Below are 26327 nucleotides of genomic sequence, written 5' to 3' on the forward strand. Positions count from 1 at the left end.
TAAACCTGGGGAAATTCAGCGGCCCGCACCGGCGCCCGGTGAGTGGAGAGCCGGGCATAACAAACCTGAAACGTGGCGGAAACGTCCGCAACCTACTGTGGGTCCCACGCCGCCGCAAGCGGCCAGTTGAAGGGACCCAACATGCATCTGATGCCGCGTGAGCAGGAAAAACTCTTGATCGTGGTGGCCGCCGACCTCGCGCGGCGCCGCCAGGCCCGCGGCCTCAAGCTCAACTACCCCGAGGCCGTGGCCATCATCAGCTACGAACTGATCGAGGGTGCCCGCGACGGCCGCACCGTTGCCGACCTCATGAGCTACGGCACCACGCTGCTCACGCGCGGGGACGTCATGGAAGGCGTGCCCGAAATGATCCACGACGTGCAGATCGAGGCAACCTTCCCTGACGGCACCAAGCTCGTCACCGTCCACGATCCCATCCGCTGAGAGGGCAGGCCATGATTCCAGGAGAGTACGTCCTCCGGTCCGAGCCGGTGACGGCCAATGCGGGGCGTGAGGCCAGCGAGGTTGCGGTCACCAACACCGGCGACCGGCCCGTGCAGGTGGGCTCGCACTTCCACTTTGCCGAGGCCAACGCTGCGCTGGACTTTGACCGGGACGCCGCGTACGGGCGGCGCCTGGATATTCCCGCAGGAACCGCGGCACGGTTTGAACCGGGGGATTCACGGACCGTGCGGCTGATCGAACTGGCCGGAACCCGCGAGGTGTACGGGCTCAGCAACGCTGTCAACGGAAAGCTCGACGGCGGGACCCGCCCGGAAGGGGACGTCCAGTGAGTTTCGAGATTCCCCGCCGGCAGTACGCGGACCTGTACGGCCCGACGACGGGTGACGCCATCCGCCTGGCGGACACCGACCTGTTCCTGGAGATCGAGAAGGACCTCACCGTCCACGGCGAGGAAGTGGTGTTCGGCGGCGGCAAGGTGATCCGTGAAGGCATGGGCCAGAACGGCCAGGTCACCCGGGATGAGGACATCCCGGACACCGTCATCACGAATGCCGTCATCCTGGACTACACCGGCATCTACAAGGCCGATGTCGCCATCAGGGACGGACACATCTTCAAGATCGGCAAGGCCGGCAACCCGCAGATCACCGACGGCGTGGACATCGTGATCGGCGCCAGCACCGAGATCATTGCCGGCGAGCACAAGATCCTCACGGCCGGGGGAGTGGACACCCACATCCACTTCATCTCCCCGGACCAGATCCCCACGGCGCTGACCAGCGGCATCACCACCATGATCGGTGGCGGCACCGGCCCGGCAGAAGGCACCAAAGCCACCACCGTGACACCCGGGAAGTGGCACATCCAGCGTATGCTGCAGGCCGCCGAAGGCTTCCCCATGAACATCGGGCTCTTCGGCAAGGGCCATGCATCCGCCGTCGAACCCCTGGCTGAGCAGATCCGCGCCGGCGCCATCGGGCTGAAGGTGCATGAGGACTGGGGCTCCACCACCTCCTCCATCGACACCTCCCTCACCGTGGCCGACGAGTACGACGTGCAGGTGGCCATCCACACGGACACCCTCAACGAGTGCGGCTTCGTGGAGGACACCATCCGCGCCATCAACGGCCGTGTCATCCACACCTTCCACACCGAGGGTGCCGGAGGCGGGCACGCACCGGACATCATCAAGATCGCCGGGATGCCCAACGTCCTGCCGGCGTCCACCAACCCCACGCTTCCCTACACGCGCAACACCATTGAAGAGCACCTGGACATGCTCATGGTGTGCCACCACCTCAACCCCGACATCCCCGAGGACGTGGCCTTCGCCGATTCCCGCATCCGCGCCGAGACCATTGCCGCGGAGGATGTCCTGCAGGACCTGGGGATCTTCTCCATCACGTCCTCGGACTCCCAGGCGATGGGCCGGGTGGGCGAGGTGATCACCCGCACGTGGCAGGTGGCGGACAAGATGAAGAAGCAGCGCGGTGTGCTGGCAGATCCCGCGGATACGGCAGATGACGACGGCGGTGTCCACGGCAGTGCGGGCAGCGACAACTTCCGCCTCAAGCGCTACGTGGCCAAATACACCATTAACCCGGCCATCGCGCAGGGCATCGCGGACTTCGTCGGCTCCGTGGAGGTGGGCAAGTTCGCGGACCTGGTCCTCTGGGATCCTGCCTTCTTCGGCGTGAAGCCGGAGCTGGTGCTCAAAGGCGGGCAGATCGCCTACGCGCTGATGGGGGATGCCAACGCCTCCATCCCCACCCCGCAGCCGCGCACCATGCGGCCCATGTTCGCCGCGTTCGGGAAAGCCGTGCAGCAGTCATCCATCACGTTCCTGTCCCAGGCGGCGATAGACGCCGGTGTTCCCGCCGAGCTTGGGCTGGAAAAGGTCATCCGGCCCGTTTCCGGCATCCGCTCCCTCACCAAGGCAGACCTGAAATACAACGACGCCACGCCGGACATCCAGGTGGATCCGGAAACGTACCAGGTAAAGGTCGACGGCGAAGACGTCACCTGCGAGCCGTCCGACGTCCTGCCCATGGCCCAGCGCTACTTCCTCTTCTGAATTCTTCCAAGCCCCCGGAGAACCCCGTGATCATCGAAAAAGTCCTCGGCAACCTGCACGAACTCCCCGACCCGGACACCTATGCCAACCTGCACCAGGAGAAAGTGGTGCTTCCCAGTGCCCAGCTGGTCAAGCGGATCCAACGCGCCACCACGGACCACGGCAAGGAAATCGGCATCCGGCTCCCTTCCGGCTCCGGCGACCTGCGCGACGGCGACATCCTGCACGTCGAGGACGCCAACATGATCGTGGTGTCCGTGCTGCCCACCGACGTCCTGGTGATCGCACCCCGGACCATCCACGAGATGGGCGTCGTGGCACACTCCCTCGGCAACCGGCACCTCCAGGCCCAGTTCTTCGACGGTGCTTCGGAGTACGGGGCCGAGGTCATGGTGTGCGCCTACGACCACACCGTCGAGGACTACCTCCGAAGCGTCGGTGCGCCCTACACCCGCCAGGAACGCGTCATGCCTGTGCCTTTCCGCCATGCTGAACACAGTCACTGACTACCAGCTGGCGCTGCAGCAGCTTGTCGACTCCGCGCTTCCTACTGGGGCCTTTGCTCACTCTCTTGGTTTTGAGACCTATGTCGACGCCGGTGTGGTCCGTGATGAGGCTTCTTTTGGAGTGTGGTTGTCCGCGTTCATCTCCCAGTCGCTTTCCAACTCTGACGGGCTGGGCATCCGGTTCCTGTACGAGGGGTGGGACGTTGGGGAACTGGATGAGCTGCTGTCCGCTTCGCTGCTGCCGCGGCAGGTCCGGGAGGCCAGCGTCAAGATGGGCCTGCGCCTGCTCGAGATCGGGGCGGAGGTCTTCCCGTCGCCGGGGCTGGAACTGTACCGGGACCTGGTGACCACCGGCCTGGCCGCGGGGCACCAGCCACTGGCCTTCGCCGTCGTCGCCCGCTCTTTGGGGGTGCCGCTGCCGGAAGCGCTCGCCGCCTACCTTTTCGCCACCGTCACCTCTTTGACGCAGAATGCCGTCCGCGCCATCCCGCTCGGCCAGAACGCCGGGCAGCGGCTGCTTCGCCAGGCGGCCGATGGCGTTGCTGCCGCCGTCGAACGGATACCGCACCTGACGCCGGACGACTTCGGGGCCGTCACCCCCGGACTGGAAATTTCACAAATGCGGCACGAACGCCAACGTGCCCGGATGTTCATGAGCTGACTGTGCTTGTAAATACCGGCCTATAAATTCAGGAGGAACCTTGGCTGAACCCATCAAAATCGGCATCGGCGGACCCGTCGGGGCGGGCAAGACGCAGCTCGTGGAGCGCCTCACCCGTCACATGAGCGGTGAGATCTCCATGGCCGCCATCACCAACGACATTTACACCATCGAGGACGCCAAGATCCTCGCCGCCAACGGGATCCTCCCCGTGGACCGCATCATCGGCGTCGAAACCGGCGGCTGCCCGCACACCGCCATCCGCGAAGACACCTCCATGAACACCGCCGCCATCGAGGAACTCAAAGCCCGCCACCCCGACCTGCAGGTCATCTTCGTGGAGTCAGGCGGCGACAACCTCTCCGCCACCTTCAGCCCCGAGCTCGTGGACTTCTCCATCTACATCATCGACGTGGCCCAGGGCGAAAAGATCCCCCGCAAAGCCGGCCAGGGCATGATCAAGTCCGACCTTTTCATCATCAACAAAACCGACCTCGCACCCCACGTCGGTGCCGACCTCGCAGTCATGGAAAGGGACTCCCGCGAGTTCAGGGGCGAGAAGCCCTTCTGCTTCACCAACCTCAAGACAGACGAAGGGCTGGAAGCTGTCATCGAATGGGTGCGGCGCGACGTCCTGATGCTCGACCTCGCGTCATGACTCCGAGCAGTTCCGTCATCTCGCCGTGGGCGGCGCCCGCGGATGAAGGGGGCCGTGCCCGCTCCGCGGTGCCCGCTCCGCGGTGCCCGCCACGCCGCGGCCCCCTTCATCCGCGACCGCTCATCGCCCAGTGAGAGGGCGGCTGGAGCTTGTCCTCAGCGAGCGGGGCGGCAGGACCATTGCCCGGAACCAGTTTCATGAGGGTGCTCTTCGCGTGCTTCGCCCTCACTATCTTGATGACTCCGGGCAGGTTTGTTATGTGGTCGTGAATCCTGGCGGGGCATATCTGGGGGCTGATCTGTTTCTGATCGATGTCGAAGTCCAGGACGGGGCTGACCTGCTTCTTACCACCCAGTCGGCCACGAAGGTGTACCGGACTCCCGGGTCCTTTGCCGAGCAGCGGATGGCTGTCCGGCTGGGGGAGGGGGCCCGGCTGGAGCTCATGCCGGACCAGCTGATCGCCTACCGGGAGGCCAGCTACCGGCAGCACACGCACATCACTGTGCGGCCGTCGTCGTCCCTGGTCATGGCTGAGGTGGTGACTCCGGGATGGTCGCCGGACGGGGCAGCCTTCCGTTACGAGGAGGTCCGGCTGCGCACCAGCGTCCGGGTGGAGGGACGGCACGGAAGCCGGCTCCTGGCCCTGGACAACCTCCTGATCCGGCCGCCGGCCGGAGATGTCACGGGCATGGGGTTCATGGAGGGCTTCAGCCACGTGGGCTCGCTGCTGGTGGTGGACCCCCGGGTGGACCAGGCGCTCGCCGACCACCTGCACGTCCTGGCCCAGGACCACGATGCGCGCGCAGGCGTCTCCCTGACGCGCACGGCCCTGGGGACAACCGGACTGGTGCTGCGCGCCCTGTCCAACAGCACGGGGGAACTGAACCACCTGCTTGCTGCCTGCACCTCCCTCCTCCGGAAACGGTGGCACGGGCAGGAACCGCTGAACCTGAGGAAGCACTGATGACAGCCATCACGAACATCACCACGCTGTACCGCCGGCGGGAATCACTGCCGCTGCGGACCCGCCTGCTGTTCACCTTCGGTGCCGTGGCCGCACTGCACGCGGCCGCCGTCGTGCTCCTGGTGGCCGGCAACGCCGCCGGATCCGGTGCGGAGCCGCTCATGTGGGGGCTCGTGCTTACGGCCTACCTGGCAGGCGTCAAGCACAGCTACGACTGGGACCACCTCGCCGCGATCGACAACTCCACACGCAAGTTCGTGGCACAGCGCCAGGACCCGGTGAGCGTGGGCTTCGCCTTCAGCCTCGGGCACAGTTCGGTGGTGACGCTGGCGGGGATCCTGGTGATTGCCGGCGCCGGCATGGCGGGCCAATTCATGCAGGACGGAACCACGGGCAACCTGGTGCTCGGGCTGATCGGCAGCGGCGTCTCCGGGCTGTTCCTGCTGGCCATGGGCCTGTTCAACGGTTCGGCCTTCGCGCGTTCGGCGCGGGCATACCACCGGGCCCGTGCCGGGGCGGCGGTGGACCCCGGCGACCTTGAGCCCCGGGGACTGGTGGCCCGGCTGCTGGCGCGGCCGCTGTCCAGGGTGCGGCGGCCGAGGAACATCTACGTGATTGGGTTCCTGTTCGGGCTGGGGTTCGATACTGCCACCACCATCGGGCTGCTGATGATGACGACGGCGGCCTCGCTGGCGGGGGTGCCGCCGTTCGCGCTCCTCGCGCTGCCGCTGGCGTTCACGGCCGCGATGACCCTTTGCGATTCGCTGAACGGCGTGGCCATGATGCGCATGTACCGTTCTGCCCTGGACAACCCGCAGCGGCGGCTGGGCTTCAACGCCGTGGTCACCGGCATCTCAGCGGTGTCCGCCCTGTTTATCGCGGTGATCACGCTGGGCGGGTTCGCCAACGCCGCCTTCGAGCTGGAGGATCCCCTGACGGTGTGGCTGGGATCCATCGACCTGGGCGACGCCGGCTTGCTGCTGGTGGCGCTGCTGCTGGCCGTGTGGGGAGCGGCGGGACTGAAGGGACGCCTGGCGGGCAGCCCCAGGCACTGAGCGGGCATTGCGCGGGCACTGGGCGCAACAGGCCGTCTCGGCTCAGGCGGCCACGCGGCCCCTGCTTGGCCGGTGCTGCCTGCCCTTCCCCTGGGCCCGGCGCGGCGCGCGCGAGCCCGCGAGGACCTGCCCGCCGTCCGGAACGGCGGAGTCCGCGTGGACCTGGACTCCGTGTTCGATCAGGACCCCGGAGCCGATCCGCGAATGGCTGCCGATGTTCACCCGGTTTCCGATCACCGTTCCCCGGCCGATGCGTACGCCGTCGCCAATAATGGCACGCTCGCCGATTGTGGCGTCGCGGTCAATCCAGCTGCCGTGGCCGATCCGGCAACCGGAACCCACCTTGGCACCCTGCTCCACATACGTCATGGGGCCGATGCGGGTATTCTCGGGGACCGAGGCTCCGGGGGCAACAAGCCCGCCGCCGTTGGCATGCCGGACGTACCGGGTGACCTTCCCGGCGTCGTCTTCCACTGAAACAAACTTCGCGTTCATTCAATCCCTCGTTAACGGCGCGGCACGTCAGCCGCACATTCAGTTAACGGTTCACAACTCAAAGGGATTCCCGAACGGCGCCGGGGACCCTCGTCCGCTACGGTGAGACCTCCCCGTGCTCCACGCCTTCCTCCTCGCCGGGGGCGGCGTCCTCCTCTGTCAGCAGCAGTGCCGTCCCCTGGAAGGCAGGCAGTTCGAGGAAGAAGCTGTGCAGGTCGTCAACCTGGCCAACCGATGCGCCGCTGAACAGGTCGTGCACGGCGGACCCGGGGACCAGGTGGCTGGACTGGATGCTGCCGGCAATATCCTGGTCGGAGAAATTCAGCACGGTCACCTCCAGCGCTCCGCTGCCCAGCTGGATGACCATCACCAGCAGGCCGCGGTGCGAAACGCCCGGCACATCCAGCAGCGACCCTGTGGCGATGCCGTGTTCCTCCCGGACAGCCAGGATCTGCTGGAGCCGCCTGGCGTAGGAGCCGGGGTCCTGCAGCTGGTCGGGGAGCGGGCCGTAGAGGCTGCGGGCCCGCGGCATGCCGGAGGAGGAGTATTTTGCATCCGGGCTGGTGCCCATGATGTCGTGCGCCCCGCGGTTGATCCAGCGGGTGTCACCCTGGGCCGTGAGTTCCTCGACGCTCTTGCGGTCCAGCGCTGTGATGCCGGCAAGGTCCCAGCCGGACAGGGCAAAGACGCCCGGCTGCAGGGCGTTGTACATGGAGAGGAGGATGTGCACATCCAGGATCTGCGCCTCCTGCTCCGGAGTGATCGCGTCAGGGTCCTGGACCCCCAGGGCGGCCATGATGAAGCTGACCGTTGTGCAGGCGATCCCGTTGGTGGTGAACACCGCGTTGTAGGGGGCGTTCTCCCCGGTCAGGCGCTCCCGCATGGTCTGCTGGACCTGCTCCGCGAGCTGAGCCCCCGTGAGCTCCTGGCCGGCGAGCTCGAACATCTCGTCCCGGTGTCCGGCAGCGAAGTGCATCAGCTCATAGGTCAGTTCGTCATGGTTTTGCAGCGCATGGACCAGTGACGCCTGGTCGACGCCGATCTCCATGGACAGGCGGAGCGCCAGGCGCAGCAGCTCGGTATCGGCGGTGACCAGCGCGTAGTGGTACGCCGGCCGCGTGATGAAGTCGTAGGAAAGGTCCGGGCCTGCTTCCGAGGTGGCTTTGATGTCGTCGATGGTCAGGTTCAGCTCCTGGAAGGAGAACCCGCCCACCTTGCGGATCATGGACCCGATGAGCTGGTTGGCTGCCTCGGACAGCGGGTGCCCCTCTGACCAGCCCGGCTGCTCTTCGGCGCTTTTCTCCACGCCCAGGAAGCCGTTCGCATCGAGCCTGAGCGCCCCGGTGCCAAGGTCAACCAGGGAATGCAGCGCGTCGCCGACCACCAGACGCATTCCGGCGAAGGTTGGATCCAGCCAGTTGATGGAAGGCTGGCCGGCCTTGAAGTAGTGGAGGTAGACCCAGCGGCGGGTTTTCCCTGTGGTGTCAACGATCGCCCGGGTGGCGCTCCAGTTCGTTTCCTTGACGCCGGGCTCGTAGAAGATGACCCGCTGCAGCCGGCCGATGATGTAGCCGGCCTTCTGCAGGGCCTGTTCGGAGTCGGGACTCAGGTTCACCGAGTCCTGCCCTTCCGGCACGTCCGGCAGCAGGTGCCAGTCCTCCTCAGGGATATCAATCATGTGGTAGATCCCGGGGTAGTCCCGGAAGTTCATTTCGGCGAGGCGGAAATCGGCACCCTTGCCGGTGTGCCCGGGAACAATGTCATCGATAATCGTTCCGCCGTGGTCCGCGGCCACCTGGCACATGGAACGGAACTCGTCCTCCGTGCCAAACACCGGATCGATGGCCATGCTGATCCGGTCGAAGTGCCCGTCAACGCTGGGCGTCTGGGACCAGCCGCTGATGCCGCCCGCGAGCTTGACCGGGCCCGTGTGGATGGCCCGGATCCCGATTTCGCTGAAGGCTTCCCACATGGCCGGATCACCCAGGGCGGAGAGGAAGGACTGGCTGGACCTGGTGATGAAGGACAGGGGGTATGCGGTGAACCACACCGGTGCGCGCTCGACGGCGGCCCGGGGGTTGGGGTGCGCGTAGGAGTTCTGCCACATGCTGGCCTGCCCGGACAGCTGCCGGGCCAGTGCGTTCGCATCTCCCAGCATCGCCTGGTTCCGAAGCCATTCGACGTAGGCCGCGTTCCGCCCATCGAATTCGAAGGACGGCCTGGTGGCGTAGTACTGGCGGCGGCGCGCTGTCGGCCTCAGCGCCTTGGGCCGGGCAGGATAGAGATGTTCGTCGAAATTGACGTCCGGTTCCACCAAGGGCTCAGCTGCTGCCGAACCTGCTTCCTGCTCATCACCTGCAACGGTCTCCGGTTCAAAGACACCGTCGCTGGCCATAGGTTCCCGCATGAGTCCTCTTTCTACAAGTTGTTTCCGCGGTCCCAAGGCGTGCTGCCTGGCCGCCCTGTCCATAATCCCTGTACCCGGAGGGGCCAAGACTATTCGGGGCGAACTACGAAACTACCAAGAAACGGCTGGGCCACGAGGTTTGCGGCCGCCGTGTCCATAGCCGGGGGCTGTGTTTGCGGGCGGCCTGTTCCTACACTGGGGTGATGATCACAGTCGCTGGAAGCGTGGAAACCACATTGTCCGCCGAGAAGGCCTTTGCCTTTTTGAGTCAGTTCGAGAACACCCCCAAGTGGGATCCCAACACTCCTGTCATGGATAAAGTCACGCCGGGGCCGGTGGCCGTGGGACACAAATACCACGCCGAAGCCGAGTTCCGGGGTAAGCGGCAAAGCCTGGTCTACGAGGTCATCGAGCTGACGGACAACCACATCAAGCTGCGCGGCGAGAACAAAACCGTCACCTCTTTCGATTCCATCGACGTCAGCCCCAATGGCGCCGGCTCGGTGGTGAAGTACACGGCCGAATTCAGCATCAAAGGACCCGCCAAGATCATCCAGCCGCTCCTGAAGCCGGCCTTCATGTCGCTCCGTGACCCGGCACTGAACGGAATCCGGGACACGCTCAACTCGCTGGCCGCAGCCTGACGGCGTCAAAGAACTCCCGCAGCTCCCGGCGGGGGTCGGCGTCCACACGGGGCGTCTCGTCCAGGATCATCGTGGCCCGCTGCGGTCCATACTCCGGCCACTCCAGCCCGGGCATTCGTGGAGTTCCGGCCTGCGCGAAAGCCGCCCACGCGCCGCTCATGGCGTTGCTGATTGACGTTGGCGCCTTACCGCGAGTGAGGAAGGCTGCCTGTGGGCTGTCCGCGTGCCGGAACACGAACGGGATCTCCAGCGCGTGGCAGGCCCCCAGCTTTCCGCCCATGGCAGGGCTGCGCCAGGTGAAAAGGTAGGAGAATGTCCTTCCTGCGGCTCCACTCCGCGCGTCGAGGAGCCTGTTGCTGGGCTGCCGGTAGACGGAGTCGGCAATGGCGGCCTCCAGGAGTTCCTTGCCTGCCGGTTCCCTGCCCAACAGCCGGGTGAGCGCCTCCGCATAGCCGGAGGCAGCCGCCCGCGGGACCCCGGCGCCGGACAGCACGGCTGCGGCACGGTCCGGGTAGTCCGGGTCCGCTGCAGTGCCAGGACGCATCTCGACGGCGAATGAGCCCTCGTTCAGGTTCGTTCCGAGCAGCAGGTCCACCCCGGTGTTGAGCCCGCCGCGCACCGCGTCCAGGGGCGGCAGCGGAAGCGACGGTGTCCCGACTGTGGGCTGGAAAGGCAACGGAACTGCGAAGGTCGCTTCCCCAGCGCGCCGCACCAGTTCTTCCTGCGCTGTGAGGATCCGCTCAACGGGCAGGGTAAGGACCTCCCGGGCTCGGGCCCTGTCCAGGCCGCACAGCGCCAGGAACTCCTCACAGATGCGGGTGGACTCCAGCTGGCTGCGGTAGCGTTCCGCGGTACCGCTTTGCATGATGGCCCGCCTGAAAAGGCCGGACGACGACGGCATGCCCAGGAGGGTGCCGACAGCGGCCGCCCCTGCCGACTCCCCAAACAGCGTGACGTTGCCAGGGTCGCCGCCGAAAGCCCCAATGTTGCCCTGGATCCAGCGCAGCGCTTCCACCAGGTCCAGAAGACCAAGGTGGGAGGAGTCCTCATAGCCGCTGCCCAGCACGTCCCCCAGATGCAGGAAGCCCAGGGCGCCCAGCCGGTAATTGACCGTCACCACTACGGTGCCGGAAGCAGCGGCGAGGCCGCCGCCGTCGTACATGGCGTCACTGTTGGAGCCGGAGAGGTAGGCGCCGCCGTGAACCCACACCATGACCGGCCTGGCGGCGTCCTCCACAGCGGGCGTCCAGATGTTCAGGTTGAGGCAGTCATGCTCGCTCCATGTCCGTGGTTCCGTGCCCGGCGGCGCGTGGGACTCGGGGTTCTGCGGCGCTGCGGGGCCCTGCGTTGTGCAGTCACGCACCTCTTGCCGGCGCGCGGCCGGGGCTGGCGGGCGGAAGCGCCGGGAGCCTGACGGCGGCTCGGCGTAGGGGATTCCCAGGAATCGGTGGACCGGTGTTCCTTCCACGCTGACCGTGGTGCCGCGGACGGCTCCCGAAGGCGGTTTGGCGTCTGTCATGGTTGTCGCTTTAGGGCCTTCCCGGGACGTAGCGGCGGGAACGGTCCTTGATGAGGACGTCGAGGTCGGTGGTCGCGATGTCCCGCAAGTGCTGATCCACCGCTGACGCTGCCTTGGCCAGGAAAATATTAGCGGACCGTGCCTGGAAGCTGTCGGGCTCTTCCAGTACTTCGTCGAGCAAGCCGTCCTGGAACATAGCCGAAGCACTTACTCTTTGCTGCTGGGCCATGGCTCCCGCATGGCGGGTGTTTCCGTGGACAATGGCACTGGCCCCTTCGGGTAGCAGCGGTGCGAGCCAGCTGTTGCTGAAGGCGACGATTCGGTCTGTGGGAAACAGGGCCAGGGCTCCGCCACCTGCCCCTTGGCCCAGGAGCAGCGTCATGGTGGGGACACGCAGATCGAGCAGCTTTGCCAGAGTGAGGGCGATTTCCTGTCCGAGGCCGCCCTCTTCCGCTTCTTTTGACAGTTCTGCGCCCGGGGTGTCGATGACGGTGAGCAGCGGCAGCCCCAGAGCCTCAGCCAGGTCCATCCCGCGCCGGGCCTCCCGCAGCTCTGCGGGGCCAAAGGTGGCTCCGCCGTCGGCCCCTTTGCGGTCGAGCCCGACGACGACTGTTCCCCGGCCCCCGATGGTTGCCAAAGCGATCGCAAGGGTTTTGGGGCTTTCTCCGGCGGTTCCGCCTAAGGGGACCAGGTCCCCCGCGGCCACGCGAAGGAAGTCGCGCAGGCCGGGGCGCAGCGGGAGCCGCGAGGCCGTGACGGCAGGCCATGATTGGGTTTCCCTGGCCCCGGTGTCCGCATCATCAACAGCTGGCGCAGAGTCCGGGTGGTTCCCTGTCCGCAACTCATCGGGATTGGCATTGAGTACGGTGAGGATGCCAATGATGAATTTTCGCAGGTGGCGGGGGTGGGTGACCGCATCGATTTTCCCGTGGCGGTGAAGGTTCTCGGATTGCTGGACCCCGGCCGGGAATTCCTTGCCAAAGAGCGCTTTGTACACTTTCGGTCCCAGGAACCCGATCATCGCCTGCGGTTGGGCAGCAGTGACGTGTCCCAGCGATCCCCAGGACGCGAACACCCCGCCTGTGGTGGGGTGCCGAAGGTAGACCAGGTACGGGAGGCGGGCCCGCTTGTGCGCGTTGACCGCGGCGGTGATCCGGGCCATCTGGACAAAGGCTGCCGTCCCTTCCTGCATCCTGGTTCCGCCCGATACAGGGGAGGCCAGCAGCGGTAGACCCAGGTGTGTTGCCTTTTCAATCGCCTCGGTTATCCGGGTTGCTGCGCTAACGCCTATGGAGCCGCCCAGGAAGGTGAACTCGCTGAGGATGACGGCCACCCGCCGGCCCTCGATGCTTCCTTCGCCGGTGATGATCGATTCATCGCGCCCGGACTTGGCTTTCGCGGCGGCCAGTTCCTCGGCGTAGCCCTCTTCGATGGCCAGCCGGGGGAGTGGCCGATCCCAGGTACGGAAGCTCCCGGGGTCGAGGGCCAGGGCAATGAGTTCTTCAGGGCTGATGCGGCCCGGCGTAGCCTGCTGGGTCATACAGTCACCGTCTGGCCCAGCCACTGCATGACGGATGCCCGGTGCTGGCCCAGCAGCGGCGGAGCCTCATGATCCCGCTTGGTGGTTTCAACGCCCGCGTGATCGAAGAACCGCAGGGGCGGGCCGGGGAGCTCGATGGGTCCGAGGGTTGGATGTTCGACCCCAACCGCCAGCCCTTGGGACCTGGTCTGGTCCCATGCGTACACTTCGTCGATGGTCCGGACTTTCCCCGCCGGTATGCCGGCCGCCTTCATGGCAGTGAGCAGGTCTTCGGCCTTATGGGCTGCAAAGTGTGCTTCGATCGCAGCAACGAGCCGGGCGTGGTTGCCCACGCGGGCCGCATTCGACGCAAATGCCTGGTCCTCAGGATCCAACCCGGCGAACGCTGCGAACCGTGACCACAGACCCTCCGAACCGACGGCGATCTGCACGGCCCCGTCCGCACACCGGAACAGGCCGTACGGGGCGATGGACGGGTGATGGTTTCCCTGCGCCGCACCGGTCTCGCCGGCCACAGTCCAGCGGGTGCCCTGGAACGCGTGGACTCCAACGAGGGACGCGAGCAACGAGGTGCGCACCACCTGCCCCCGGCCGGTGTGCTCCCGCTCAAGCAAGGCCGCCAGCACCCCGTACGCTCCGTACATCCCGGCCAGCAAGTCACCAATTGGAACCCCCACCCGCTGCGGATCGTCAGGCCCGGATCCGGTGAGGGACATCAGGCCGCTTTCCCCCTGCGCGATCTGGTCGTAGCCGGCCCGTCCGCCTTCGGGCCCGTCGTGGCCAAATCCGGAAATGGAAAGGATGACCGTGCGGGGATTGAGCTCCTCCACCGCTTCCGGACGGAAGCCGAGGCGGTCCAGGGCTCCGGGCCGGAAGTTCTCCACCAGCACATCAGCGTTCCGGATCAGACGGCGCAAAGTCTCCGCGCCGTCGTCGCTCTTTAAATCGACGGTGATGGATTCCTTGTTCCGGTTGCAGGACAGGAAATACGTGGACTGGCGCTCATCCGCATCCCCCACAAAAGGTGGCCCCCAGCCCCGGGTGTCATCGCCGCCGTCGGGGGATTCGACCTTAATGACGCGGGCGCCCAGGTCAGCCATCATCATGGTGGCGTGGGGACCGGCCAAGGCGCGGGTGAGGTCGACGACGGTAATGCCGTCCAGTGGTCCGGGCATGGAAGAAAGCCTTTCGGGATGTACAGGTGCTGGGGACGGAAGTGCGCGACGGCGGTTAGGCCGGTTGGGGTGCCCTGCCGGCCCCGGAAGCAGGTGCCTGGGCTGGGTGGTCCAGGCCGGTGTGTTCCTGGTCTGTATGCACCTGTGCCTGGCTGCCCAGCCAGCGTGCGCTTTCCTTGGGGGTCCGGTCCTGGGTTTCCCGGTCCACGGCGATGAGGCCGAACTTGGGTCCGTAGCCGAATACCCATTCGTAGTTGTCGAAGGCCGTCCACGCAATGTAGCCGCGGACGTCGATGCCGTCCGCCAGGCAGGATGTCACGCGGTCGACGGCGACGCGCAGGTATTCGACCCGCTGCCTGTCATCCTCGGTGGCCAGGCCGTTTTCGGTGACAATCACCGGGATGCCGGCAACGCGGTGGGCTTCCCGGATAGTGGCCTCGAGGGCCTGCGGGTAGATTTCTTCACCCATCTGGTTGGTTGCCGCGCCGTCCGGTGCCGGCGCGTGGCCATCCGGGCCGTAGACAGTGCGGCCGTAGGTCTGGATCCCCACGAAGTCGTCGCCGCGGGAGGCCTCCAGGAAACGCTCGTTGACGTTGCGGCGCACGCGGTCAGCGATTTCCTGGCCGCCCTCGATGGACTGGATGTCAGAGTTCGCGAGCGTCCAGCCCACCAGGAGGTCGGGGCGGTGGGCCTTGATGGCAGCAGTGGCGGCCCGGTGTGCCGCCAGCTTCACGTCGAATCCGGCCTCTGTGGAGCAGAACTGGAAGGGTGCAACGGTGCTGGCGTCCACGCCGAGGCGCTGGGCTGCTGCGGCCCACACCGGCACGGAGCCGCGGTTTTCCGGGGCTTCGCCGCCGATGCCGAAGGACTCCAGGAGCCAGGGGAGGTTGGGTTCATTCAGGGTGCAGGCGACGCCGATGAGGTCCCCCAGATGCGCCATCACGCGGTCGCAGTAGCGGGCAAAGAGCTCCGCCGTCCGGGCGCCTTCCCACCCACCGAGGGCCAGGAGCCAGCGCGGGGACGTGAAGTGGTGGAACGTGACCACGGGGGTGAGGCCGTGCTCGTGGCAGGCCTCGAGCATGCGGCGGTAGTGGTCGAGCTCGGCCGTGGAGAACAGCCCTTCTTCCGGCTCGATGCGTGCCCACTCGATGGAGAAGCGGTAGGTGGTGAAACCGAGGCTGGCGATCAGGGCAATGTCCTCGCGGTAGCGGTGGTAGTGGTCCACTGCGTCTCCGGACGGTTCGGAGAACATGCTGCCGGGGAGGTGCTCCAGGAACCAAGTGTCGCTGTTGACGTTGTTCCCTTCCACCTGGTGGCCGGCGCTGGCGACGCCCCAGAGGAAGTCCTGCGGGAATGGTGATGCCGTGGTCATATGGTTCCTTTCGGGTCTGCGCCGACGAACAGCGCACGGGGCCGCTCTGCCCTGGCTTCCAATCCTTTCCCGTCGCGTGACCGGGACCACAATACCTTTTCAATCAATGACATTCTCATGTGAGTGCCCAGTGCGCCCGGCCGATGCTTGTGGAGAGCCGGCGAGCAGCCAGCCCCCCACACCGTTCTTCTCCGATGTCACATCAGAATGCAAAGGCGCACTACATGAAACTCCTGAACTCCACTGCCCGTGCGAGCTCCGCCGTTCTGGCTGGCGCGCTCCTGCTGGGATCGTTGACCGCCTGCGGCGGCGGATCCAGCCAGGCCACTGCCACAGTGGACACCCGCACCCTGACCCTCGCTGTCGACAGCGACTCGGCCTCGTTCGGCTTCGACCCGCTGCGCGTCTCGGCTGCCCAGCGGCAGTTCTTTGAGGGCCTCTACGAAAGCCTGATGGCTTTGCAGCCGGACGGTTCCGCAGGTCCGGGCCTGGCCAAGGAGTTCAGCTACAACGCAGACAACACCGTCCTGACGCTCACCCTCAAGGACGATGTGACCTTCACGGACGGCTCAAAGCTCGACGCCGGGCTGGTCAAAGCGAACCTGGACCGCCGGTCGGACCCCGCATTGAGCGCGTACTCGGCAGTAGCCAAGGGCGGCGCCCAGGAAATCACCTCCGTTGACGTGGTCAGCCCCACCCAAGTCGCCCTGACCTTCGCCAAGCCCCAGCCGGGATTCGAGAAGAACCTGGCATCCACCACCGGCATGATCGTGGGCAAGAACGGCGTCACCGACTCCGCCAGCCTCGCCGCGACCCCGGCAGGCTCCGGCCCCTACACGCTGGATCCCTCCACCGTGAAGGGCAACAAGTACGTCCTGGTGAAGAAGGAGGACAACCCGGAAGCGTCCAAGTACGCCTTCGACAAGGTCATCTTCAGCGTGGTCCAGGATCCCCAGGCCCGGGCAAACGCTTTGGTGTCCGGCCAGGCGGATGTGGCAATGCTGACCTCAAACACCGTTGACTTCGCAAAGTCCAAGGGCGTAGGTGTGTCCCAGATCGGCGGCACGGTCAACACCATGATCTCCTTTGACAAGATCGGCAAGACCGCCCCGGCGTTCGCTGAGGAGAAGGTCCGCCAGGCGATTCAGTACGCAATCAACCGCCAGGCCCTCGTGGATGCCCTGCACAAGGGTGACATCCCCGCCTGGAACGCCCTGCCCAAGGACTCCGCCGGCTTCACCAATGACCTCGAAACCACGTTCGCCTACAACCCGGAAAAGGCCAAGAGCCTGCTGGCCGAGGCCGGCTACCCGGACGGCTTCGACTTCACAATCATCGCCAGCGCCCAGACCCAGACGGACCTGCAGGCCGTCCAGAAGGACCTCGCCGCCGTCGGAATCACCATGAACGTGAAGATGGCCTCCTCCACTGACGAAGCCTTCGCCGCCGTCGCCACAACCCCGCTGGGCTACGCGCCGCTGAACTGGGACAACCCCGTTGGCGTCATGTACGGAGCAGTCCTCAACGGCTTCACCAACGTCCAGAAGGCCACCGACGAGCAGCTCAGCGCCGCTACGGGCGAGCTGGCCGCCGCCAAGGACGACGCCGCCGTCAAGGCAGCAGCCACCAAGCTGAACACGCGGCTGGTGGAATCGGGCTGGATGATCCCGCTGTATGAGGCACTGACCAACCAGGGCTACAACACCAAGAAGGTGGCCCCGGTGGAGTTCGCCGGGACCAACGCCTACCCGCTCCTCTCGTCCTACACGCCGGCCAGCTAATTCCCGCTCCGGCCGGGCGGGCTCGCATAAAGAGTCCGCCCGGCGGGGGCCTGACCGATGGAGGTCACCATGGCACTATTCATCACCAAGCGCCTGTTGATGGCGCTGGCCACCGTGCTGGTAGTTGCGGTACTGGCATTTCTGCTGGTGCACGCAATGCCCGGCAGTCCCGGAGCCGTATCCCTCGGTGCCGGGGCCAGCCAGGAAGCGATCGCTGAAGTCAACCAGCGCCTCGGCTGGAACGATCCGCTCCTGGCCCAGTTCTTCACGTGGCTCGGCGCCGCCGTCCAGGGCGACTTCGGAATCTCCCTCATTGACGGACGGTCGGTCAGTGCGGACCTTGCGAGCAGACTCCCTGTCACAGCATCGCTTGCTGCCGGAGCCACGCTGCTCAGTGCTGTCCTTGGGATTGGACTGGGCGTCACCGCCGCCGTCCGCGGCGGCATGGCGGACCGCGTCATCGGCGGTGTCTGCGGCATGGCGGTGGCGCTCCCGGCCTTCTGGATCGGCATCATTTTTGTCTACCTCCTGGCGGTCCAGTCCTCCGTTTTCCCGGCCACCGGCTATGTTCCGTTCGAGGCCTCGCCGCAGGACTGGGCGCTGTCCCTGGCCCTGCCCGTGATCACGCTGGCCGTGGGCGGGGCAGCATTCATCGCCCGCCAGACCAGGGCCTCCATGCTCGAGGCGCTGCAGCAGGAACACATCCGGACCCTCCGCGCCACGGCCACGCCCACCTGGAAGATCCTGTACGTCCACGCCCTGCGCTACGCCAGCCTGCCCATCGTGGCCGGCATCGCGCTGCAGTTCATCCAGCTGTTCGGCGGCTCCGTCATCGCCGAGCAGCTGTTCGCCATGCCCGGACTGGGCCAAGCCGTCCAGAACTCCGTCAGCACCCATGACGCCCCGTCCGTGCAGGGCGTGGTGGTGATCGCCACCGTGGTGGTGGTCGCCGTGAACCTGGTGCTGGAACTCGCCACCAAGTTCCTCGACCCGAAGTTGCGTGCCTCATGATTCCCAACGTTGCCCCCGCACCGGCAGACTCAGCGGAGCCGACGGCGGCTGCCGTCCTTCCCAAGGCACTCCGCCAAAGCGCGGTGAAGAAATTCTCCGGCAGCAAGCTGTTCGCCTCACCGGCAAGCGTTGCCGGGGTCATCTGGCTGGCCGTACTGGTGGCCGCCTCGCTGACCGCGCCGCTCTGGCTGCCCTACAAGACCGAGGACCAGGACTTCACCGCTGTCCTGTCCGGACCCACCGCCGCGCACTGGCTCGGCACCGACGAACTTGGCCGGGACATCCTGAGCCGCATCTTCGCGTCCGCCGCCGGCACGTTGGGGACGTCCATGATCACGGTGATGGTCGCCGTCGGACTTGGCACCACCCTGGCCATGCTGGCGGCAGCCGCCGGTGACCGCGTGGAAACGGTGATCAGCCGCGTCACAGAAGTCATGATGTCCCTGCCCGGCACCGTGATCATCCTTGCCGTCATCGGAGCAGTGGGAACCAACATTCCGCTGATCATGGCCATCCTCGGCGTGCTGATCTCCGCAGGCATGTACCGGGTGATGCTGGGCCAGGCCAAGTCCCTGCAGTCCCAGCTCTACGTGGACGCAGCCAAGGTGGACGGCGTCAGCACCCTGGGCATCAGCCTTCGGCATGTCCTGCCCGGCCTGGCGAACACCATCGTGGTGCAAAGCGCCCTGATCTTCGCCGTCGGCATGCTCATCCAGGCCGGGCTGGCGTTCATCGGTTTTGGTCCGCCCATTCCCGAACCGAGCTGGGGCGGCATGATCCAGGGCGCATCCCAGAACGTCTATAACGCTCCATGGCTGATGGTTCCCACCGGTGCTGTGCTGGCGCTCACCGTCCTGTCCGCCAACGCGATCGGCAACGCCCTCGGCAAGGCACCTAACGCAACTGCGTCGCACCTGCCTTCGGCCGCGGCACGGCGCCGCCGGGCAAAAGCGGTGGCCGCAATCGCTGCAGCAGCCCCCGCCCCCAACGATTCAGCCAAGAACACGCTCAGCGTCTGCAACCTCTCGGTCGGCGTGGACTCTGACGGTGCAGGCCACGGCGTCCGCCTGGTCACCGACGTCTCCTTCGACGTCGAACCCGGCACCGTGCTGGGCCTCGTGGGGGAGTCAGGCTGCGGAAAGACCATGACCGCGCTGTCCCTCCTGGGGCTTCTGCCCTCCGGCGTTTCCGTGACCGGCGGCCAGATCCTCTGGAACGGCAGGAACCTGGCCGCGGCAACAGACAAGGACATGGAAGGCGTCCGGGGCCGCGAAGTCGCCCTGATCTCGCAGGAACCCATGCGTGCCCTGGACCCGATGTTCACCGTGGGCTACCAGCTCACCGCGGCCATCCGGCGCCTCCGCGGAATGGGCAGGGCCGAGGCGAAGGCCGAAGCCCTGGGCCTGCTGGAGAAGGTGGGCATCGTGGACGCCGCCCGCATCCTCAAAACCTACCCGCACCAGATCAGCGGCGGCATGGCCCAGCGCGTGGCCATTGCCCTGGCACTCTCCGGGCGGCCCCGGCTGCTCGTGGCGGATGAACCCACCACAGCGCTGGATGTCACGGTGCAGGCCGAAATCCTCTCGTTGCTGCGCGGCCTGGTGAAGGACACCGGGATGTCCGTGGTGATGGTCACCCACGACCTTGGCGTCGTGGCCGACCTCTGCGACCAGGTGGCCGTGATGTACGCCGGCGAGGTGGTGGAGAACGGCCGGACGGACAGCATCCTGGACAACCCGCGGCACCCCTACACCCTGGCCCTGCTGGCGGCGGACCCGCATGCCAACCATGCTGCGGACATGCCCGAGCGACTGGCAACCATCAGCGGCCAGGTTCCCCAGCCCAAGGACTGGCCAAGCACCTGCCGGTTCGCCGCCCGCTGCCAGTTCGCCGGCTCTGCCTGCATGGTGCCCGTCCCGCTGCTTCCCTCCGGAACCGGGGACGGACTGGTGCGCTGCGTCAAGGCGGACGAACTCGCCGTCGAGGGCCTGGACTGGGTGGCCACCGACGTGCCCAGCCACCACGTCCTGAACCTGGTTGAAGCCGGAACCGCCCCGGCCGGACCCGCCAAAGCACCTGCCGGACTGGAACGCCGGACTGTAGAAAAGGACCACGCATGAGCACCACAACCTCAGTCCGCCCTGACGCGCAGCGGCCGGCTGCCGCCCAGCCGCTGCTGGACGTCAAGGACCTGGTGGTCCGCTACGGCCGCGGACGCAAGGCAGCCGCGGCCCCCGCCGCCGTCGACCGCGTCAACTTCAGCATCGCGCCCGGGGAAACCGTGGGCCTGGTGGGGGAATCCGGTTCGGGCAAATCCACCATCGGCAAGGCCATCCTGGGACTTCAGAAGGTCTCAGGCGGGACCATCACCTATGAGGGCAAGGACATCACGTCCGCCGGCGTATCCCAGCGCAGGGCCCTGGGCAGCGAACTGCGGGCCGTCTTCCAGGACCCCAACTCCTCGCTGAATCCGCGGAACACGGTGGGCTCTTCGCTGGCAGAGCCGCTCCGGCTCCGCGGCGTGGGCGCTGCCGACGCCCGGCAGCGCGCGGAGGACATGCTGGAACGCGTGGGGCTCCCGAGGGACGCCGTGGACCGGTACCCCAGCCAGTTCTCCGGCGGCCAGCGGCAGCGCATTTCCGTGGCACGCGCCCTGATCTGCGACCCCAAACTCGTGGTCTGCGATGAAGCCGTCAGCGCCCTGGACCTCTCCACCCAGGCGCAGGTGCTGAACCTCCTGGCCGACCTGCGCGACGAGCGGGGCCTGGGCTACCTCTTCATCGCCCACGACATCGCCGTGGTCCAGTTCCTGGCCCAGCGCGTGGTGGTCCTCTACCGGGGGCAGGTCATGGAAAGCGGGCCCGCGGCCGCCGTCACCGAGAACCCCAGACACCCCTTCACGCAGGCGCTCGTGGCAGCGTCACCCGTGCCGCGCCCTGCCGAGCAGGCTGCGCGCCGGGAAGCCCGGGAGTCGCTCGGTGTCCGCACGGGAGCGGCCGCCGTGCCAGCGCCCGGCGGCTGCCCCTTCCGGCTCCGCTGCCCGCTGGCCACGGACCTTTGCGCCACCGAACGCCCAGCCCTCCGCACGGTGGGCGGATCCGCCGTCGCCTGCCACTACGCCTAGACAACTTTTCGCCAACATCAGAACGGACCGCTCCTTCCATGACACCCACCCCTTGGCTCGCTGCCATGATCTCGCCCGAGCAGGACTTCGACGGCGCCCCACTCCTGCGAAAGGAATTCCAGCTTGCGGAGGGACACGGCGGTGTTGTCCGAGCCACGCTGCGTGCCACCGCCTTTGGCGTCTATGAGGCGTTCATCAATGGAGCGCCGGTGGGCGAGGACGTCCTGAGCCCAGGTTGGAGCTCCTACGAGTGGCGGGTCCGCTACCGCAGCTATGACGTCACGGCCCTGCTGGGGCCCACCACGGTGATCGGGGTGTCCCTGGGCAACGGCTGGTACCGCGGACGCCTGGCCTGGCACGGCATGTCCAACCTCTACGGCAGCGAGCTGGGCTTCTTCGGGCAGCTGGACATCGAGTTCGAGGACGGGCACATCCAGTCCGTGGGCTCGGATACCACCTGGCAGTCCGGTCCCTCCGCAACCACCTTCAACGACCTCTACGACGGGCAGACCATCGACGCCCGCCGGAACCAGGACGGCTGGGCCGAACCGGGCTTCGACGCCGGGACCTGGGCCGGAGTGCGCGCGCTGGAGTTCGACGCCGGCCGGCTGGCTGAGCCGGCCAGCCCGCCGGTGGTGCGCACCGGCGTCGTCAATCCTGTGAAGGTGTTCACCTCGCCCAGCGGCAAAACACTGGTTGACTTCGGCCAGAACCTGGTGGGCTGGCTCCGGTTCACCCTCCAGGGCGAGGCAGGGCAGACCATCACCGTGCGCCATGCGGAGGTGCTGGAGGACGGCGAGCTGGGCGTGCGTCCGCTCCGCTCTGCCAAGGCCACGGACACGTTCATTCTCTCCGGCGGCGAGGACTTCTTCGAACCGACCAAGACGTTCCACGGCTTCCGCTACGCAGAAATCTCCGGCTGGCCTGGCACGCTCACTGAGGATTCGCTGGAGGCAGTGGTGGTCCACTCGGACCTTGAGCGCACCGGCACCTTCGAGTGCTCCAACGAACTGGTGAACAAGCTGCACCGCAACATCGTCTGGGGCCTGCGGGGCAACTTCCTGGACCTGCCCACGGACTGCCCCCAACGGGACGAACGGCTCGGCTGGACAGGCGACATCGCTGTCTTCGCGCCCACCGCGGCCTTCCTCTACGACGTCAAGGGCTTCCTGCAGGACTGGCTCCTTGACCTTGCCGCCGAGCAGAAAGCGGCCGACGGCCTGGTACCCATCACCGTCCCGGACGCCCTGAAGTACTGCCCGCAGCCGCCCGAGTTCCCAAAGCTGGAATCCTCCGCGCTCTGGAGCGAGGCGTCGGTGTGGGTTCCCTGGGCACTGTGGGAGGCTTACGGCGACACCACCGTCCTGGAGAACCAGTACGAATCCATGGCCTCGCACACGCGCCGGGTGGAGGGCCTGCTCTCGGACACCGGACTCTGGGATACGGGTTTCCAGTTCGGCGACTGGCTGGACCCCGACGCCGAGCCGGACAAGCCGTGGGACGCGAAGGCGGACAAAGGCGTCGTAGCCACCGCCTGCATGTTCCGTACCGCCTCCATCACTGCCCAAACGGCGCGGCTGCTGGGCCACCATCAGGACGCCGAATACTTCGAGCAGCTTGCCGCGCGTGTCCAGGCCTCCTTCCTGGAGCACTACGTGTCCGCAGACGGCACCATCCACAGTGACTGCAGCACGGTCTACGCGCTGGCGATTGCCTTCGGGATCCTTTCCGGCAGCGGACTCCGTGATTTCGCCGGTGACCGCCTCGCCGAACTGGTCCGGAAGAACGATTACCGCGTCTCCACGGGGTTCGCCGGAACCCCGTTCATCACCCACGCCCTCACCGAGACCGGACATGCGGATGAGGCCTACCGCCTGCTCCTGGAGGAGGGCTGCCCGTCCTGGCTCTACCCCGTGACCATGGGCGCCACCACCGTCTGGGAACGCTGGGACTCGATGCTGCCGGACGGCACCATCAACCCGGGCGAGATGACCAGTTTCAACCACTACGCCCTGGGCGCGGTGGCGGACTGGATGCACAAGACGGTGGGCGGTATCAAACCGTTGGCGCCGGGACATGCCAAGGTCCTCATCGCACCCGTACCTGGGCAGGGCATCGACTGGGCCAAGACCTCGCTGAAGACCCCGCACGGAACCATCCGCGTGGAATGGAGGCTCGACGGCGGCGCGTTCCACCTCGAGGCGACCGTACCTGAAGGGGTGGAGGCCGACGTCGTACTTCCGGACGGTGAGCCCCGCACCGTCCAGGGCGGCACCCACAGCTTTGATCACCGTATGGTGGCCGCCAACCTGGACAACCAGGGAAGCCGCTGATGGGCCGGAGCGGCCAGCCGAAGACCATTCAACAACTGCGCCTCGGAGAGATCCGGATGCGCGACCCGTTCATACTCGAGACGGTTCCAGGTGAGTTTGTCCTGTTCGGGACCAGCGACGAGAACGTCTGGGGCGGACCAGCGACTGGCTTCGACTGCTACACCAGTAGGGACCTCGATCATTGGGATGAACCCATCGCCGCGTTCCGCCCACCACCGGGCTTTTGGGCGGATACCCAGTTCTGGGCGCCGGAGGTTCATGCTCTGGAAGGACGGTTCTTTATGTTCGCCACCTTCGCTACCTCCACCGGTGCGCGCCCCCGTGGAGTCGCAGTCCTTGTCTCGGACCATGCCACTGGCCCCTACCAGCCATGGAGTGACGGGCCGGTGACACCGGCAAACGAATCGTGCCTGGACGGAACCCTTTACGTCGATGATGACTCCACGCGCTGGCTTGTCTACAGTCGCGGGACGGAAGGGACATCCGACAGCCTGGGGATCGCCGACGGTGAAATGTACGCCCTCCGGCTGTCACAGGACCTGCGCGCCGGCGTTGGTGAGCCGATCCTGTTGTTCGCCGCCTCCTCGGCGGGCTGGACCCGGCCGCTGCGGTTTCCAGAAGGGGTGGAACCTCCGAAGGGCCTGCACCTTGCCAAAGATCCCCTGTTCACCGACGGGCCCTTCCTGCTCCGCTCAAACGAGGGGACTCTGCTGATGCTTTGGTCGAGCCATGGTGAGGCTGGGTACGCGATGGGCATCGCCGAGTCGGGGGGCGGAACCATCACGGGGCCCTGGATTCAGCACGAGGACCCCCTGTGGTCCAGCAACGGAGGTCACGGCATGGTTCTCCGCGCGTCCACCGGGCGAGACTACCTGGCCTTCCACTGGCCGAACAACACCCCGGACGAACGCGTCCAGCTCACCGAGGTCCACATCAACGGGGCCACCATAAAGATCCTGTGATCAAGGCCCCGTACTGAAGCCAGGCATGTCCGGATCCCGGCAGGCAGGCTCCACGCCACACCGCTTTCCCGATGAGGAGACGCCCACCCTATGTACTCCAACCCCATCCTTCCCGGCTTTAACCCGGATCCGAGCATCGTCAGAACGCCGGACGGCTACTACGTTGTCACGTCCTCCTTCGAGTACCTTCCCGCACTTCCCATCTATCACAGCATGGACCTGGAAAGCTGGCGGCTTGTCGGCCACGTGGCCACGCGTGAGCACCAGGTCCAGCTTGCGAACGTACCCACGCCGGGAGGTGTCTGGGCACCAACACTGCGGCACCGCGATGGTGTGTTCTACCTGATCGTCTCTGTGTTCCTCGGCGGCCGCGGGTGCGTCCTGTTCACGTCCACCGACCCCGCCGGGCCTTGGAGCGACGGAACGGTCATCGCGTCCGTCGACGGCATCGACCCCGATCTCGCCTGGGACGATGAGGGAACCGCGTATGTGACGTTCGCCCGGCACCCTGATGCGATCCAGCAGGTCCGGGTGGACCTCGCCACCGGTGAAGCGCTGGAAGCGCCACGTCCCTTGTGGCCCGGCAGCGGGCTCTATGCGCCCGAAGGCCCGCACCTCCACCGGCGCGGCGAGTGGTGGTACCTGCTCGCGGCTGAAGGCGGGACCGACCGCGGCCATGCCGTCACAGTCGCCCGCTCACGCCGGCCGGAAGGCCCCTTCGAACCGGCACCGAACAACCCGATCCTCACTGCGGCGGGGACAGGATCACCGGTGCAGAACACCGGACACGCGGACCTTTTTGAACTTCCCGACGGCGGAACAGGCATGACCCTGCTGGGCGTCCGTCCGGTAGGGCTCACGCAGGCATTCTCACCCCTGGGCCGGGAGACCTTCCTGACCACGGTGGAGTGGATCGACGGCTGGCCCCATGCCCGCCTCCCGCACGTTGCCGGCACAGGCCCGGAACAGATCGAGTACGACTTCGCCAACGGCGCAGGCCTGGAAGATCCTGCCTGGATGGCCGTCCGCAGGATGCCCTCAGAATTCGCTCACCCCACACCCCACGGCCTGGTTGTCCGGGGCGAAGGGAACACGCTGGACGCACCCCGGCCCAGCTTCCTCGCCCAGCGGCAGCGCCACCTCGGCATCGAATGCAGGGTGGTGCTCGATGTCAGTGCCGGCACTGGCGGCCTCGCCGTGCGCAACGCCGAGGATAACTGGTTCGGCATTGAAGCTGCACGGGAAGGCGAAGCCATCAGGGTCACGGCCCGCGCGGTCGTGGCGAGCTTCGAACGCTCCTGGGAGGCCGAGGTGCCGGATGGGGACCTTGAGTTGGCAATTCTGACAAGCCCGCCACGGCGGGATTTCAGCGCGGGTGCCGTAGGCGGCGACAGAATCCGCCTGCTCGTCCGTTCCTCAGCGCCCCACTCCAGCACAGAGGAGGTGCTGCTCACCGAACTCGACGGCAGGCACTGGTCCTTTGAAACCGCCAAGGCGTTCACGGGTAGGGCCTTCGGTGTTTTCGCCATCGAAGGCGAAGTCCTGGTACGGCGGCTGGACTACTGCGGCGCAGACTGACCA

Annotated in this window: 22 protein-coding genes; 16 read left to right on the forward strand and 6 right to left on the reverse strand. The window is 66.5% G+C overall.

Annotation, left to right across the window (positions count from 1 at the left end):
• Window positions 1-141: 141 nt before the first annotated feature.
• From IEX43_RS08420 to IEX43_RS08455, 8 genes are all read left to right on the forward strand, one after another.
• A complete protein-coding gene (locus IEX43_RS08420; protein WP_188810078.1) occupies window positions 142-444 on the forward strand; it encodes an urease subunit gamma in 303 nt (100 codons plus the stop codon).
• Between the two features lie 11 nt (window positions 445-455).
• The gene (locus tag IEX43_RS08425) at window positions 456-794 is read left to right on the forward strand and encodes an urease subunit beta (RefSeq protein WP_188810086.1); all 339 of its coding nucleotides are present in this window, start codon (window positions 456-458) and stop codon (window positions 792-794) included.
• Entirely contained in the window at window positions 791-2539 is a 1749-nt protein-coding gene (gene ureC / locus IEX43_RS08430) for an urease subunit alpha (protein WP_188810089.1), read from the forward strand. The genes IEX43_RS08425 and ureC overlap by 4 nt, the downstream gene beginning before the upstream one ends.
• Window positions 2540-2565: 26 nt before the next feature.
• Window positions 2566-3045 (forward strand): urease accessory protein UreE, encoded by a 480-nt coding sequence (gene ureE, locus IEX43_RS08435; RefSeq protein WP_188728985.1) that lies wholly within the window; start codon window positions 2566-2568, stop codon window positions 3043-3045.
• Window positions 3026-3706: an urease accessory protein UreF gene (locus tag IEX43_RS08440; RefSeq protein ID WP_188810091.1), complete on the forward strand. Its 681-nt coding sequence runs from the start codon at window positions 3026-3028 to the stop codon at window positions 3704-3706. The genes ureE and IEX43_RS08440 overlap by 20 nt, the downstream gene beginning before the upstream one ends.
• 40 nt (window positions 3707-3746) lie before the next feature.
• Window positions 3747-4364, forward strand: coding sequence for an urease accessory protein UreG (ureG, locus tag IEX43_RS08445; protein WP_188810093.1), 618 nt, complete (start codon window positions 3747-3749; stop codon window positions 4362-4364).
• Window positions 4365-4446: 82 nt separating this feature from the next.
• Window positions 4447-5328, forward strand: coding sequence for an urease accessory protein UreD (locus IEX43_RS08450; RefSeq protein WP_377102533.1), 882 nt, complete (start codon window positions 4447-4449; stop codon window positions 5326-5328).
• Window positions 5328-6383: a HoxN/HupN/NixA family nickel/cobalt transporter gene (locus tag IEX43_RS08455; protein WP_188810097.1), complete on the forward strand. Its 1056-nt coding sequence runs from the start codon at window positions 5328-5330 to the stop codon at window positions 6381-6383. Before IEX43_RS08450 ends, IEX43_RS08455 begins: the two co-directional genes overlap by 1 nt.
• A gap of 42 nt (window positions 6384-6425) precedes the next feature.
• On the opposite strand, the gene IEX43_RS08460 is transcribed toward IEX43_RS08455, so the two are convergent.
• Both IEX43_RS08460 and treS read right to left on the reverse strand, forming a co-directional pair.
• Window positions 6426-6878, reverse strand: coding sequence for a DapH/DapD/GlmU-related protein (locus tag IEX43_RS08460; RefSeq protein ID WP_188810099.1), 453 nt, complete (start codon window positions 6876-6878; stop codon window positions 6426-6428).
• Between the two features lie 97 nt (window positions 6879-6975).
• On the reverse strand, window positions 6976-9285 hold the full coding sequence (treS, locus tag IEX43_RS08465; RefSeq protein WP_188810101.1) for a maltose alpha-D-glucosyltransferase: 2310 nt from the start codon (window positions 9283-9285) through the stop codon (window positions 6976-6978).
• 203 nt (window positions 9286-9488) lie between these two features.
• On the opposite strand from treS, the gene IEX43_RS08470 reads away from it, so the two are divergent.
• Window positions 9489-9929 (forward strand): SRPBCC family protein, encoded by a 441-nt coding sequence (locus IEX43_RS08470; protein ID WP_104185628.1) that lies wholly within the window; start codon window positions 9489-9491, stop codon window positions 9927-9929.
• On the opposite strand, the gene IEX43_RS08475 is transcribed toward IEX43_RS08470, so the two are convergent.
• From IEX43_RS08475 to IEX43_RS08490, 4 genes are read right to left on the reverse strand one after another with little or no spacing between them, the layout of a single operon-like run.
• A complete protein-coding gene (locus IEX43_RS08475; RefSeq protein WP_188810103.1) occupies window positions 9907-11448 on the reverse strand; it encodes a carboxylesterase/lipase family protein in 1542 nt (513 codons plus the stop codon). The two genes, IEX43_RS08470 and IEX43_RS08475, sit on opposite strands and share 23 nt — an antisense overlap.
• Window positions 11449-11458: 10 nt before the next feature.
• Window positions 11459-12988, reverse strand: a complete 1530-nt coding sequence (locus tag IEX43_RS08480) for a carboxyl transferase domain-containing protein (RefSeq protein WP_188810105.1) — start codon at window positions 12986-12988, stop codon at window positions 11459-11461.
• Complete coding sequence (locus IEX43_RS08485; protein WP_188810107.1) at window positions 12985-14163, reverse strand: CaiB/BaiF CoA transferase family protein; 1179 nt, start codon at window positions 14161-14163, stop codon at window positions 12985-12987. The genes IEX43_RS08480 and IEX43_RS08485 overlap by 4 nt, the downstream gene beginning before the upstream one ends.
• A 55-nt stretch (window positions 14164-14218) precedes the next feature.
• A complete protein-coding gene (locus IEX43_RS08490; RefSeq protein WP_229666367.1) occupies window positions 14219-15535 on the reverse strand; it encodes a glycoside hydrolase family 1 protein in 1317 nt (438 codons plus the stop codon).
• Window positions 15536-15759: 224 nt separating this feature from the next.
• Between IEX43_RS08490 and IEX43_RS08495 the strand changes: the two genes are divergently transcribed.
• From IEX43_RS08495 to IEX43_RS08525, 7 genes are all read left to right on the forward strand, one after another.
• Window positions 15760-17316 (forward strand): ABC transporter substrate-binding protein, encoded by a 1557-nt coding sequence (locus IEX43_RS08495; RefSeq protein ID WP_188810109.1) that lies wholly within the window; start codon window positions 15760-15762, stop codon window positions 17314-17316.
• A gap of 57 nt (window positions 17317-17373) precedes the next feature.
• The gene (locus tag IEX43_RS08500) at window positions 17374-18327 is read left to right on the forward strand and encodes an ABC transporter permease (RefSeq protein WP_104185625.1); all 954 of its coding nucleotides are present in this window, start codon (window positions 17374-17376) and stop codon (window positions 18325-18327) included.
• On the forward strand, window positions 18324-20447 hold the full coding sequence (locus IEX43_RS08505; RefSeq protein ID WP_229666369.1) for a dipeptide/oligopeptide/nickel ABC transporter permease/ATP-binding protein: 2124 nt from the start codon (window positions 18324-18326) through the stop codon (window positions 20445-20447). Before IEX43_RS08500 ends, IEX43_RS08505 begins: the two co-directional genes overlap by 4 nt.
• Window positions 20444-21451 (forward strand): oligopeptide/dipeptide ABC transporter ATP-binding protein, encoded by a 1008-nt coding sequence (locus IEX43_RS08510; protein WP_188810111.1) that lies wholly within the window; start codon window positions 20444-20446, stop codon window positions 21449-21451. The genes IEX43_RS08505 and IEX43_RS08510 overlap by 4 nt, the downstream gene beginning before the upstream one ends.
• Window positions 21452-21489: 38 nt before the next feature.
• Window positions 21490-23784 (forward strand): glycoside hydrolase family 78 protein, encoded by a 2295-nt coding sequence (locus IEX43_RS08515; protein WP_188810119.1) that lies wholly within the window; start codon window positions 21490-21492, stop codon window positions 23782-23784.
• Window positions 23784-24746 (forward strand): glycoside hydrolase family 43 protein, encoded by a 963-nt coding sequence (locus tag IEX43_RS08520; protein ID WP_229666370.1) that lies wholly within the window; start codon window positions 23784-23786, stop codon window positions 24744-24746. The genes IEX43_RS08515 and IEX43_RS08520 overlap by 1 nt, the downstream gene beginning before the upstream one ends.
• 90 nt (window positions 24747-24836) lie before the next feature.
• Window positions 24837-26324: a glycoside hydrolase family 43 protein gene (locus IEX43_RS08525; RefSeq protein WP_188810121.1), complete on the forward strand. Its 1488-nt coding sequence runs from the start codon at window positions 24837-24839 to the stop codon at window positions 26322-26324.
• Window positions 26325-26327: the final 3 nt, after the last annotated feature.

It is taken from the genome of Pseudarthrobacter polychromogenes (assembly GCF_014644495.1).
Lineage (GTDB): Bacteria > Actinomycetota > Actinomycetes > Actinomycetales > Micrococcaceae > Arthrobacter > Arthrobacter polychromogenes.

What these genes read in the sequence shown, in the direction of transcription:
- IEX43_RS08505 (WP_229666369.1), top strand. Translation starts at nt 18,324, where the DNA reads ATGATTCCCAACGTTGCCCCCGCACCGGCAGACTCAGCGGAGCCGACG.
- IEX43_RS08515 (WP_188810119.1), top strand. Translation starts at nt 21,490, where the DNA reads ATGACACCCACCCCTTGGCTCGCTGCCATGATCTCGCCCGAGCAGGAC.
- IEX43_RS08420 (WP_188810078.1), top strand. Translation starts at nt 142, where the DNA reads ATGCATCTGATGCCGCGTGAGCAGGAAAAACTCTTGATCGTGGTGGCC.
- IEX43_RS08510 (WP_188810111.1), top strand. Translation starts at nt 20,444, where the DNA reads ATGAGCACCACAACCTCAGTCCGCCCTGACGCGCAGCGGCCGGCTGCC.
- IEX43_RS08440 (WP_188810091.1), top strand. Translation starts at nt 3,026, where the DNA reads ATGCTGAACACAGTCACTGACTACCAGCTGGCGCTGCAGCAGCTTGTC.
- IEX43_RS08490 (WP_229666367.1), bottom strand. Translation starts at nt 15,535, where the DNA reads ATGACCACGGCATCACCATTCCCGCAGGACTTCCTCTGGGGCGTCGCC.
- IEX43_RS08425 (WP_188810086.1), top strand. Translation starts at nt 456, where the DNA reads ATGATTCCAGGAGAGTACGTCCTCCGGTCCGAGCCGGTGACGGCCAAT.
- IEX43_RS08495 (WP_188810109.1), top strand. Translation starts at nt 15,760, where the DNA reads ATGAAACTCCTGAACTCCACTGCCCGTGCGAGCTCCGCCGTTCTGGCT.
- IEX43_RS08455 (WP_188810097.1), top strand. Translation starts at nt 5,328, where the DNA reads ATGACAGCCATCACGAACATCACCACGCTGTACCGCCGGCGGGAATCA.
- IEX43_RS08480 (WP_188810105.1), bottom strand. Translation starts at nt 12,988, where the DNA reads ATGACCCAGCAGGCTACGCCGGGCCGCATCAGCCCTGAAGAACTCATT.
- IEX43_RS08470 (WP_104185628.1), top strand. Translation starts at nt 9,489, where the DNA reads ATGATCACAGTCGCTGGAAGCGTGGAAACCACATTGTCCGCCGAGAAG.
- IEX43_RS08475 (WP_188810103.1), bottom strand. Translation starts at nt 11,448, where the DNA reads ATGACAGACGCCAAACCGCCTTCGGGAGCCGTCCGCGGCACCACGGTC.
- IEX43_RS08460 (WP_188810099.1), bottom strand. Translation starts at nt 6,878, where the DNA reads ATGAACGCGAAGTTTGTTTCAGTGGAAGACGACGCCGGGAAGGTCACC.
- IEX43_RS08520 (WP_229666370.1), top strand. Translation starts at nt 23,784, where the DNA reads ATGGGCCGGAGCGGCCAGCCGAAGACCATTCAACAACTGCGCCTCGGA.
- IEX43_RS08525 (WP_188810121.1), top strand. Translation starts at nt 24,837, where the DNA reads ATGTACTCCAACCCCATCCTTCCCGGCTTTAACCCGGATCCGAGCATC.
- IEX43_RS08500 (WP_104185625.1), top strand. Translation starts at nt 17,374, where the DNA reads ATGGAGGTCACCATGGCACTATTCATCACCAAGCGCCTGTTGATGGCG.
- IEX43_RS08485 (WP_188810107.1), bottom strand. Translation starts at nt 14,163, where the DNA reads ATGCCCGGACCACTGGACGGCATTACCGTCGTCGACCTCACCCGCGCC.
- treS (WP_188810101.1), bottom strand. Translation starts at nt 9,285, where the DNA reads ATGCGGGAACCTATGGCCAGCGACGGTGTCTTTGAACCGGAGACCGTT.